The organism is Aeromonas sp. s11, assembly GCF_040907945.1.
In the GTDB taxonomy this organism is placed as follows: domain Bacteria; phylum Pseudomonadota; class Gammaproteobacteria; order Enterobacterales; family Aeromonadaceae; genus Aeromonas; species Aeromonas veronii.
In genome coordinates, this window is the sequence record NZ_JBFOCU010000035.1 from 24,681 (window position 1) to 36,408 (window position 11,728).

Consider the following 11,728-nt stretch of genomic DNA (forward strand, 5'->3'; position numbering starts at 1 on the left):
AAAAAATCGAAGGAGTGCCGCGCCTTCTGTCACTGTCTCGGCCAGCAATTTGCTGACGGCGAACCCGACCGGGAGGAGGGCGGGCTTGCCACCCTCTGAGGCAGGTCACTGAATCGGGGGCGCTGGCGTGGTTAAATGGTCGGCTTACATCTTGCCGGATATTGCTGTGACCATGCCATCTGACCTTCAGCCGCTGCTCGCCTGGCCCGACTATCTGCAGGCATCCTGGCTGCGCTGCGCTCACCAGACCAGTGCCACCCTCTGGCATCCGCCCCACAGCGCCAAGGGGCAGACCTTGCAGAGCCTGCGCCAGCGCAAGCGCGACCTGCTCACCACCGGCGAGATGGCCCTCGAAGATCTCTACGAATTTATGGAGGGGCGCCCCTGCGCCCTGCTGCTCACCGACGAGAGCGGCTGCCTGCTGGCCCAGACCGGCCACCCCGACACCCTGCGCGAGCTGGCGGCGCTGGGGTTTGGCCCCGGCGCCTTCTTCAGCGAGGGGCGCATCGGCACCAATGCCATCAATCTGGCGGCGCTGGAGGGAGTGCCGCTCTGCGTCAGCGGCCCCCAGCACTTCAATCAGACCCTGCACCCGTGGCACAGCTGCGCTAGCCCGGTTTACAACAGCAATGGCCGTCAGGTCGCCATCATTGCTCTGATCTGCAAGGTGGAGGAGGCGAGCGCCGGCGATCTGGCGCTCACCGTCAGCGCCGGACGCGAGCTGGCCCATCTGCTGCAGATGGAGACCCTGATGCAGGAGTCCCAGCATCACCTGAGCGAACTTTACGCCTTGCTCGATGGCATGGATGACGGCGTGCTGGCTTGGGATCCGCAGGGTCGGTTGCGCTACCTCAATGCGCTGGCGGCCAACCGACTGCGGCTCGATCCCGCACTCTGTCTCGGCCAGCCGCTGGAGCAGCACCTGCTGTTGCCCCAGCGGTTGCAACTGGCTATCAGGGGGCAGACGCCGCTCAGCCATGTGGAGGTGACGCTGGAGCGGCTCGGCGCGCAGGAGGGGGAGTTTATCAATGCGCTGGTGAGCCTCAAGCCGCTGCCGGGGCCGGAGGGGGTCAGCTTTATCGCCCTGCTGCACCCGGTCGATCGGTTGCGGGCCATTCACCAGCTGCGCCAGACGGTGCCCGAGTTGTCGGCACTGGTGGGGGAGTCGAGTGCCATGCGCAAACTGCTGCGCTACGCCCGGCAGGCGGCCCAGAGTCAGGGGCCGATCCTGCTGCGCGGCGAGGAGGAGGTGGGCAAGGCTCAACTGGCGGAGGCGATCCACTTTGGCAGCGAGCGGGCCGCGGGGCCGCTCATTACCCTCAACTGCAAGGCGCTGCCGAGCGAGCGGATGGCACTGGAGCTGATGGGTTCCGACGAGGCGGGGCAGGAGCGGGCTGGCAAGTTCGAGCTGGCCCACGGCGGCACGCTAGTGCTGGAGCAGGTGGAGTGCCTCTCCGCCCCCATGCAGGCGGCGCTGCTGCAACTGCTCAAGACCGGCCGCATCCAGCGTTTCGATTCGGCCCGCATCCTGCCGCTCAAGGTGCGGATCATCGCCACCAGCAGCGCCCCGTTGGAGCAGTTGGTGCAGGAGGGGTTGTTTGGCCGCCAGCTGCTCTATGCCTTGCAGGCGTGCGAGCTGTGGCTGCCGGGATTGCGGGAGCGCGCGGCCGATCTGCCGGGCCTGATCAGCCAGCAGTTGGCGGCGCAGGGGCGCGAGCCGGTGCGCCAGTTCAGTCCGGCGGCCCTCGATTGTCTGCTCGCCTATCCCTGGCCCGGCAATCTGGGGGAGCTGCGCAGCGCCGTCGAGCATGCGCTGCTTCATGCCGGTCAGGGGCCGATCCCGCCGGAGGCGCTGCCTGCCGCCATTCGGCACGGCTATCAGCGGGTGGCAGACGAGGTGGTGGGGCAACCGCTGCTCACGCTGGCGGAGCTGGAGCGGCAAGCCATCTTGCGCTGCGCGCACGCCTGCAAGGGGCAGGTGAGCCAGATGGCCCAGCATCTGGGTATCAGCCGCACTACCCTGTGGCGGCGACTCAAGCTGCTCGAGATCGATCCCGCCGACTATCATGGCTGATGGCTATTGAGGCCGTTGCAAACCGGCCCGTAGAAAACGAAACGGCCCCGCAGATGCGGGGCCGTTTTTATTTGGCAAGGTTAGCTTTGGCGCGGTTACAGCCCCAGCTGGTGGGCGGTGACGATGGCCGCCAGTACATCCTCGGCAGTGACCTTGAACGGCATATTGTGGATGGTCTCGCCCTCGGCGGTGGAGGCTTTGGCCACCTCCATCAGGCGCGCCATATCCAGCTCCTTGACCCCCATCATATGCAGGTTGGTCGGCAGGCCCACCGAGCGGCAGAAACCCAGCACTGTCTCGATCTCCGCCATCGGGGCATTCTCCAGCACCAGCTGCACCAGGGTACCGAACGCCACTTTCTCACCGTGGTAGAGGTGGTGACACTCGGCCAGCTGGGTCAGGCCGTTGTGGATGGCGTGGGCGGCGGCCAGCCCGCTGCTCTCGAAGCCGATACCGCTCAGATAGGTGTTGGCCTCGATGATGTTCTCTACCGCCTTGGTGCAGAGTCCCTGTTCCACCGCCAGCTTGGCCTTGTAACCATCGGCCAGCAGGGTCTTGTAGCAGAGCTCGGCAATGGCCTGCGCCGCCAGCGTGGAGGCGCCACCGGCCATGGTCTGGCAACCGGAGACCTTGTTGGCGCGCGCCTCGAAGTAGGTGGAGAGCGCATCCCCCATGCCGGAGACCAAGAGCCGCACCGGGGCGCGGGAGACCACGCCGGTATCCATGATGACCATGTTGGGGTTGGTCGGGATCATCAGGTATTCGCTGAACTGCCCTTCCGGGGTGTAGATGACCGCCAGCGCGCTGGTGGGGGCATCGGTGGAGGCGATGGTGGGCACTATGACCACCGGCACCTTCTGGTAGAAGGCGACCGACTTGGCGGTATCCAGCGTTTTGCCGCCGCCGATGCCGATGATGACGTCAAACGGGGTCTGCTTGCAGCGGGCCAGCAGGCGGTCGATCTCGGGGCGGGAACACTCGCCGTTGAAGCAGTCGAACTCCGGCTTGATCCCCGCGCCGTGGAAGCTGGTGGCCACGGTATCACCGACCAGCTTGGTGACGAAGGCGTCAGCCAGGATCAGCGGCTTGCTACCGAGCGCTTTGACGTAGTTGCCGATATTGGCGAGGGCCCCGTTGCCTTGTACGTATTTGCTGGGGCTGATGATAATGCGGTCCATATTCTATCCCTCTCTTTATGAATTAAGAATCGGGGCGAAGGGGCGGCAGTGCCGGGGACGCCTTCATCTTGAACGAAGCTGCACAGGTTCAGCGAGCGAGTGCAGCCCCTTGAAACAGTGGCGTCAGTCGCCAAAGCGCTCGGCGGCCAGCTGCTGGAAGCAGGCCAGTGCGGCGCTGGCATCCTCCCCGCGTGCCAGCAGGGTGAGCTGGTCGCCCTGACGCACGTTGAGCATGGCGAGCCGGGTCAGGCTGCGGGGATTGGCCTCTTTATCCCCCTTTTGCAGCTTGAGTTCGGCGGCAAAGGGCTTGAGGGCGGCCACCAGTCGGGCGGCGGGGCGCACATGCAGGCCGTGGGGGTTATCCACCACCACTTCGCAGCGCAGCCAGCCGTCGTCGGCAACGGGGGCTGTCTCGGTGGCGGCCTGCGCTGGGCTGGCAGGCAGCATCGCCTGTTTCGGACCCAGCGCGCCGAGCGCCTCGGCGGCTACCTCGTCCAGCGTCAGACCGGAACCGGCCGCCACCACGGCGGCCAGGGTGCCCTCCACCAGCGGGGCGGGGCAGAGCCGCACCCTTGCGCTTAAGTCGGGTGGCAGCAGTTCGAGGGCGGTCTCGGCGCTCAGCAGAGCGCTGCCCAAGTCCATCAGCACCAGCACGCCGCTGCCGTCATCCGCCTCTTCAATCGCACTCATCACCGCGATGGCATCGGTACCGATGGGGTGGTCGGGGTCATCGACCCCGGCCGCCAGCAGCAATCGGGCCGGGCTGCCGAGCTGGTCGGCCAGCGCTTGCAAGCCGGCCGCCAGCATGGCGCTGTGAGAGACAACTACGATTCCGATCATGTCACAACCTCGCTCTGTCACGCAGGGCAGTCAGCAGCAGCAGGGTCGAGGTGGCCCCGGCATCCTGATGGCCGATGCTGCGCTCGCCAAGATAGCTGGCGCGCCCCTTGCGGGCCTGCATCTGGATGGTGGCCTCGGTACCGGCTGCGGCGGCTGCCACCGCCTTGTCCAGCGCATCGTTGAGGGGCAACTCTTGCTGCTGCGCCTGTTGCAGGGCGGCCAGTGCCGGCCACCAGGCATCGCACATGGTCTTGTCGCCCGGCTCGGCACGGCCGCGAGAAACAATGCCCTCGACCCCGTCGCTGAGCATTTTGCACAGCTGACTGAGGCTCAGGCTCTGGCAGGCATCGCTGCTGGCTGCCGCCCGGATAAAGAAGGTGCCGTAGAGCGGGCCGCTGGCGCCGCCGACCGAGGAGAGCAATGTCATGCCGGTGGTTTTCAGTACCTGACCGATATCCTTGTCCGCCACTGCGGGCAGTTTCTCGGCTACTTTGGCGAAGCCGCGCTGCATATTGAGGCCGTGGTCACCATCGCCGATGTCGGTATCCAGCGCGGTGAGGTAGTCACGCTGCTCGGTAAAAATGTGTTCGCAGTCGAGCAGCCAGTTGACGATGTGATGCTTGCTTAACATGGGTTCTCCTTAGCAGCCGCGACGCAGGGCGGGAGTGTGAACGGGGGCATCCCACAGGGTCATCAGTTCGTCATCCACCTTGAGCAGGGTGATGGAGATGCCGGTCATATCGAGGGAGGTGCAGTAGGGGCCGATCAGGTTGCGCACCAGATGGATGCCCGCCTCTTCGCACAGGGTAGCGAGGCGACCATAGACGCCATAGAGCTCGGAGATGGGGGTGCCACCGAGGCTGTTGACCAGTGCGATGACTCGATCGCCTTTGTTGAGCGGTTCGATAAAGGTGTGCTCCTCCTGCCAACTGCCGCTGGTGCGATCCCAGTGGCGCAGGGTACGGCCATAGGGAGTGTTGTCCGCCAGCTCGCTGAACATGTCGTCCACCAGGGTATTGAGGTCGATGAAGGGGCGACGTTCGATGCCCGGTTCGCCGTGGATACCGACGCCGAACTCCAGCTCGTTGTCCGCCAGAGTGAAGGAGGGCTTGCCAGCGGCCGGCACGGTGCAGGCATGCATGGCCACGCCTATGGTGCGGCTCTGGTTGTTGATGCGACGGGCCAGCGCCTCGCAGCGCGCCAGATCGTAGCCCGCCTCGGCGGCGGCACCGACCAGCTTCTCGCACAGCACGGTCGTGGCGACGCCACGGCGACCGGCGGTGTAGAGGCTGTCTTTGACCGCCACGTCGTCATCGATCAGGGCGAAGCCCACTTTTACGCCGTCGCTGTGCAGCAGCTCGACCGCGGTCTCGAAGTTGAGCACGTCACCGGTGTAGTTCTTCACCAGAAACAGCACGCCCGCGCCGCCATCAACGGCCTGACCGCACTCGTACATCTGATCCGGGGTCGGGGAGGTAAAGATCTCGCCGGGGCAGGCGCCATCCAGCATCCCCTTGCCCACCAGACCGCCGTGCATCGGCTCGTGGCCACTGCCACCGCCGGAGACCAGCGCTACTTTGCCCATCACGGGGGAGTCGGCGCGGGTGATGTAGTGGGGTTCGATACGTACCTTGAGCTCGGGGTGGGCGGCTGCCATCCCCATCAGTTGTTCACGGACCACGGCATCGACGGCATTGATCAGTTTCTTCATGGCTCACTCCTTGGCTTGCCACCGCTCGGGTGGGCAAATGGTTGATGGAGCCAGTCTAACGACAGAAAAAGGGATAAAAATGACGGGCGTTTTGGTTCGGATTTGAAACAGCAGAAGGGGGATGGCTGTTTCAATCTGAAACGGCGCAGGGCTAGCGGGCGGGAAACTGTTAGCTGACTCACAGGCATGAAAAAGGGCCCCGCAGGGCCCTTCGCTATAACCGGAATATGCGGACGGGTTAGATAGCCCAGCCACCGGCGTAGAAGACCACCAGCGCCACGGCGATGATGACGGTGCCGACGTTCAGCTTCTTCCACTCGGCAGCAAACAGGCGACCGATGACCAGCGCTACGAAGCCCAGCATGATGCCGGTCACGATGTTGCAGGTCAGCACGATGAAGACGGCGCACAGCATGCCGGAGAGGGCATCGACCGAGTCGCTGAAGTCCAGCTTGGTAACGTTGCCCAGCATCAGCAGACCGACGTACATCAGCGCCGGTGCGGTGGCGTAAGCCGGTACCAGATAGCTCAGCGGGGAGAGGAAGATCATCAGCAGGAACAGCACGCCGACCAGCGCGGCGGTCAGACCAGTCTTGCCACCGGCCGCGGTGCCTGCGGCAGATTCGATGTAGACGGCTGCCGGAGCACCACCGACGGCGCCAGCCACCATGCTGCTGACGGAGTCGGCAGTCAGGGCTTTGCCGCCACTGATGATGTGGCCACGCTCGTTGATGAGACCCGCCTGACCGGCCACGGCACGGATGGTGCCGGTGGCGTCAAACACTGCGGTCATCACCAGCGCCAGTACGGTCGGAATGACCACCGGATTGAGGGCGCCCAGCAGATCCATGCTGCCCACCAGTGAACCTTTCTCGCCAGTCAGGCTCGGCATGGCGAAGAAGCCCTGCCAAGTTACTTTCGGGTCGAAGATAAGACCGAGGATGGAGATGGCGATGATCACCATCAGGATGCCGCCCGGCACCTTGCGGCGCTCCAGACCGAAGATGGCGGCCAGACCCAGCACCGTCATGATCACCGGGAAAGCGGTCACTTCACCGAGCTGTACCGGTAGACCGGCCCCTTCGTTCTTGATCACCATGCCAACGCCGTTGGTGGCGATCAGCAGCAGGAACAGACCGATACCGATGCCGGTACCGTGGGCGATGCCGGAGGGGAGGTTATCCAGGATCCACTGGCGCACGCCGGTAACACTGATCAGGGTAAACAGCACACCCATCAGGAAGATGGCGCCCAGCGCGACCGGAATGCTCAGCCCCTGACCCAGCACCAGACTGAAGGCGGTAAAGGCGGTGAGAGAGATGGCGCAACCGATGGCCATCGGCAGTTTGGCCCACAGCCCCATCAGCAGGGAGCCGAAGGCGGCGATCAAACAGGTGGCCACAAACACCGGGCCCTGCTCAAAGCCGGCAGCACCCAGCATGTTCGGCACCACTATGATGCTGTAGACCATCGCCAGGAAGGTGGTCAGCCCCGCGACCAGCTCCTGACGCACGCTGCTGCCGCGCGCAGAAATGGAAAAATAAGAGTCCAGAAAGCCGCCTGTCCCTGTTTGGGCGGCCATATCTTGCTTTGCCATAACTAATCCTGAAAGTGTGAAGGAAATCGTTTGCGTTGGTGGCGCGCAAAATAGCAAGAATTCGCGGCAAATACAGCGGATAACCTGACTTTTTCGTCACTATTTTACATTTTGAGTCCATTCGGAGCTCATTCTAAGACTCAAGCGGTGAGAGCGTGTAAGGGATGGAGCAAGCGGTCGGGGGAGGGGAGATTTGTGAGGAAAAAGCGGGGAAAAACAAAAAACCCGCCGAAGCGGGTTTTTTTAAATTCTTGCAGAGCTGTCAGCAGTTGGCATGAGCCATCAGCAGCATGCTCCGACTTGAATTACAGACCAACTACGTTGGCAGCAGCCGGGCCTTTCTGGCCTTGCTCGATGGTGAACTCAACGCGCTGACCTTCGTCCAGGGTTTTGAAGCTGGTGGACTGGATAGCGGAGAAGTGTACGAACACGTCTTTGCTGCCGTCAGCCGGGGAGATGAAACCAAAACCTTTCTCGGCGTTGAAGAACTTAACGGTACCAGTCATTTTGTTAGACATAATAATTTCCTTAAATAGTGTTGAATGCCACCTAAATGGCAATTTTTGATTTTTCGTCAGCAATACGTATGGGGAGCACTAAAGAAGGAGAATTATTTGATAAGAATTATCCGAGGATAACGCTTATGCTAATCACTGCTTTACTAAAATGACTGCCTAACATAATCAGGTCTGAACTGCCGAACCATCGAGAAAGATTAAAACACGCTCTCATTTTTAAAGCAAACTTTATCTCGATATTAATGTTTTGTAACAGCCAAAAATATCATTTTTTATAGTAAACATGATGCATTTCAACGGCATAGGAAAATCAGTGCAGACTCATATCACCCTGTGGCAAGCCGGATTCGGCTTTTTTGTCCTGACTATGTAGCCAGTTCTGGCAAAAAATATGAGAAAAAATGAAAAGCTGGCGATAGATGGGGATTGTCAGTTGGCGTTCTCTCTAACTCACAATGTAAATCACTTCTTTGCTGCTGCGATTAGCTTCTGAGCGGCAAATCAATGGCGGCGCCAAATCTGGCTCATCGAGCATCGCCCAGACATGCAAACGCCCGCTGGCACCAAGTGCCAGCGGGCGTTTTGCAAGAAGGGATCAGCGCTTGCTGCGAAACTTGTTGCTGACCGAATCAATCCAGCTGAAGGTTTCCGGCAGTACCTGATTCTTGGCACGCTCTTTGGCTTTCTCGCGAGCGAGCTTGGAGGCTGCCTTGGCCGCTTCGGCGCGGTCGGCCACAATTTTCAGGCGACCCTCTTCGCGGATCTTGTTCCGCTCTCCGTTGGTCAGCTGGTGGTCTGCATTGGCTTGTGCCTTTTGCAATAACAAGGCTATCTCGGCTTTTTCGGCCTCGGTCAGATCTTTCATTTCCAGCTTTTTCACGGCGCGCTCCTGCGGCAGGGTGGTTAGACACCCTAACACAGTTGTGCCGATCACTTCTTATGCAATCGGCTTTCCGGCAGTAAAAATGCGGGTTTGTGCCAACTTTCCGTTATTTCGCTGCCACTTTCCCGCCTGTTTGCCACATTTCAATTTATGGCGAGCGGTGAGGGCATCTCTTGCTCCTCCGGCTCGACGTGGATCAGCACGATGGCGTGGGGCAACTGCGCCATGATGGCGTGTTCGATGCGATCACAGATATCGTGGGCTTCGCCGATGCTCATCTCCGGGGGCAGGGTGAGGTGGAAGTCGATATGGCGACGACGACCGGCACGACGGCTGCGCAGATCGTGGAAACCGCTGGCGGCAGGGCAACATTCGGTAATGATGCGGCTGGTCATCGCCAGCTCTTCCGGGCTCATGCTCTGGTCGATCAGCGGCTGGAAGGCCTCGTTGAGCATGCTGATTGCCTCTTTGACAATAAAGATGGCGACCGCAATGGCGACCAGCGGGTCGAGGATGGCGAGTGAATGGCCGAACAGACCGGCCAGCCAGATCCCGCCAAGACCGACGGCGACACCGGCTGAAGTGAGCACATCCGCCTTGAGATGAAGCGCATCGGCAGCCAGCGCGACCGACTCCTCCTCTCGGGCCACCTTGTAGAGGTAGGCCGAGACGCCGCTGTTGACCAGCGCCGAGATCACCATCACCAGCACGCCCCAGCCAATGCTTTCAATCGGGCTGGGGGTGATCAGCTTGTCGACGGCTTCGAAGATGATCCAGCCCGCGGCCAGCAAGATAAGCAGTGCTTCGATGACGCCGGAGACATTTTCAATCTTGTCGTGACCATAGGGGTGGCGTTCATCGGGCGGGAGATCGGACTTTTTCACCGCGAACAGGGCGATCAGGGCCGCCACCAGATCCATGGCGGAGTGGATCGCCTCCGAGATGATACTGACCGAGCCGCTGGCGAACCCGGCCACCATTTTCATGATGATCAGACTGATATTGGAGCAGACCGACACCATGGCGGCTCTGGTTTTTCTGTTCATGTACAGCTTCCTGAATAAAAACGGATATTTCGGTGCGGCGCGCATTATATCCGGCTGACCGGAAATAACCTATTCGGTGTTGTAACCTGATGTTTCCGATGGTATTGCGAATGCTTATTAAAATGGTGACCTCTTGCGTGGCAATAAATAATGAGAGGGATTTATCCTACATTCCGCACCTGATTTAGGAATAAATTTGTCGGTAGCGTTCACCCAATACCTCCAAAATGATCTGCTGGTCTCCTGTTAGCTCCGTTATCTGAGGCGGGGCTTCTCCCAGTCGATACTCATGGATGCCACCAAAGCGCAAAAAGATCCAACGGGCGGTTGGCTGCTGGGTCGGCTTCTTTTTCATATCTGCCACACTGCGGTTCTGCGCCACTAACCCCTGCCGGATCCGGTGCTCCAGGGCCGCATAAATCATCAGGCTACAGGTCATCACCATCAGCAACGCTTCAATTCGTTCCGGTTTTTTCAGGTACAGTGAGGAGGTTAAAAATTCCGGGCTCTTGAGAAAACGAAAGCCTCGCTCGACATTCTGCTGTGCCTTATAGGTGGCCAACAGTTCGGCCATGGTCAGCGTGTCGCTGTGGTCATTGGTCGCCAGGATGAACACCCCGGTCTGGTTGCGAGCCGCTTCAACTTGCGCCAAGCTGGTTGCCGCCACACCACTGATGTGAAACTGGTAGCTGACCGGTGCTTCCCCCTTTTTCGGTCTGCCACAACCGGCATAAACGGGGTCACTCACCACCTCGGCATCCAGTTGCAGCAGCATCAAGCTGGCGCTAAAACGACTCAATTCGGCCTGTGCATCCGCTTGGCAGGCAAAGCGTTTGGCACACAATTTGGCGAAGGCTTTGAGCTCGCGGGTGCTCTCTTTAAGCAGGTTTTTAGCCAATGTTTGCTGCTCACGGTTGCTGGCCTGTTCGCTGCGCACCAGCAACCAGCGCTGCGCGACGCCGGCATAATGGGCGGATTGCCAACAGCCATGATAACCATTGCCCAGCGCAACCAGCGACTGGGTGCCAATCGTTGCCACGGCCTGCTTGGCCTCGTTCAACGTGACCGGCACCCGGGTGACAAACAGTTGCTGCTGTTGCGCCAGCAGTTGCAAGGTCTCGGCACAATACAGTGCTGCATCGCCGACCAGATAACGGCAATCCTGCGCAGCCTTGAGGCTGCTCAAGTGGCGACGAACAGTCTGGGCAAAGGCTTTGGTGTCGTTACTGTTGCCACTGAGGGCCTGCATGTAGATGGGTAGCCCGGCCTGATTTTCACAGATGAGTTCCAGGATAACCTGGTTCAGCTCTGGCCGATGATCTCGACTATAACCCCGCACCAATTGCAGCTTACCGATCGTGTCCCCATCGGCCTGGTCATAGGCGCCATCGACGTGGAAGCTGGTGATATCGAGGTGCACTGCGGTGCTGTTGAGCCCCAGTCGCTCAACGACTTGCGCCGCCATCACTTGATACAAGGTGCTGACATCGGCCTCAAAGAGGGCATCGAGACAGCGCCCGAGCACATCATCATTGAGATCATCTGCACAGATCCCGGGGCCAATCAGGCGCTCAACCGGCTTGTTAGCGAAGAATTGTGGGAACATGTGCAGGGTGCTGCTGTGAAAGCCGAGGCCGTTCACTATCATGGCCACCAAAGCGTCACCGTGTGAGACCTTGAAAGGCGGTGTTTTGGGGAGCACCGCATCAATCATGCGGGCAATTCCCAGTTCTTGGCAGAGTGCGGCGACCAAACCAAGGTGATCGAGGTTACGGATAGCGATAGCGGCCATGATGATCTACCTGCAAAAGAGAGTAATAGATCAGAATGGCCGATCGCCGTCAAGCTTTGAAAAAGCCAAAATTAGGTGCGGAATGACGG

At 60.4% G+C, this 11,728-nt stretch carries 10 protein-coding genes; 1 reads left to right on the forward strand and 9 read right to left on the reverse strand.

Annotated features, from left to right (window positions below; all coding sequences use genetic code 11):
• The first annotated feature begins 172 nt into the window (after positions 1-172).
• Complete coding sequence (dhaR, locus tag AB5Y84_RS10570) at positions 173-2,074, forward strand: dihydroxyacetone kinase operon transcriptional regulator DhaR (RefSeq protein WP_368176897.1); 1,902 nt, start codon at positions 173-175, stop codon at positions 2,072-2,074.
• A gap of 95 nt (positions 2,075-2,169) precedes the next feature.
• On the opposite strand, the gene AB5Y84_RS10575 is transcribed toward dhaR, so the two are convergent.
• The 9 genes from AB5Y84_RS10575 to AB5Y84_RS10615 form a co-directional block, all read right to left on the reverse strand.
• Positions 2,170-3,252 (reverse strand): glycerol dehydrogenase, encoded by a 1,083-nt coding sequence (locus AB5Y84_RS10575; protein WP_064337434.1) that lies wholly within the window; start codon positions 3,250-3,252, stop codon positions 2,170-2,172.
• A 123-nt stretch (positions 3,253-3,375) separates the two neighbouring features.
• Positions 3,376-4,092, reverse strand: coding sequence for a dihydroxyacetone kinase phosphoryl donor subunit DhaM (gene dhaM, locus AB5Y84_RS10580; protein WP_368176898.1), 717 nt, complete (start codon positions 4,090-4,092; stop codon positions 3,376-3,378).
• A gap of 1 nt (position 4,093) precedes the next feature.
• Positions 4,094-4,723 (reverse strand): dihydroxyacetone kinase subunit DhaL, encoded by a 630-nt coding sequence (dhaL, locus tag AB5Y84_RS10585; RefSeq protein ID WP_040067693.1) that lies wholly within the window; start codon positions 4,721-4,723, stop codon positions 4,094-4,096.
• Between the two features lie 9 nt (positions 4,724-4,732).
• The gene (gene dhaK, locus AB5Y84_RS10590; RefSeq protein WP_368176899.1) at positions 4,733-5,803 is read right to left on the reverse strand and encodes a dihydroxyacetone kinase subunit DhaK; all 1,071 of its coding nucleotides are present in this window, start codon (positions 5,801-5,803) and stop codon (positions 4,733-4,735) included.
• 238 nt (positions 5,804-6,041) lie between these two features.
• Entirely contained in the window at positions 6,042-7,400 is a 1,359-nt protein-coding gene (locus tag AB5Y84_RS10595; RefSeq protein WP_042032197.1) for an NCS2 family permease, read from the reverse strand.
• 305 nt (positions 7,401-7,705) lie between these two features.
• On the reverse strand, positions 7,706-7,918 hold the full coding sequence (cspA, locus tag AB5Y84_RS10600) for an RNA chaperone/antiterminator CspA (protein WP_005316548.1): 213 nt from the start codon (positions 7,916-7,918) through the stop codon (positions 7,706-7,708).
• Positions 7,919-8,513: 595 nt separating this feature from the next.
• Complete coding sequence (yjbD, locus tag AB5Y84_RS10605) at positions 8,514-8,798, reverse strand: DUF3811 domain-containing protein (RefSeq protein WP_005340165.1); 285 nt, start codon at positions 8,796-8,798, stop codon at positions 8,514-8,516.
• A 146-nt stretch (positions 8,799-8,944) separates the two neighbouring features.
• The gene (locus tag AB5Y84_RS10610) at positions 8,945-9,847 is read right to left on the reverse strand and encodes a cation diffusion facilitator family transporter (RefSeq protein ID WP_257691165.1); all 903 of its coding nucleotides are present in this window, start codon (positions 9,845-9,847) and stop codon (positions 8,945-8,947) included.
• A 184-nt stretch (positions 9,848-10,031) separates the two neighbouring features.
• Entirely contained in the window at positions 10,032-11,645 is a 1,614-nt protein-coding gene (locus AB5Y84_RS10615; RefSeq protein ID WP_368176411.1) for an IS1634 family transposase, read from the reverse strand.
• Positions 11,646-11,728 lie beyond the last annotated feature (83 nt).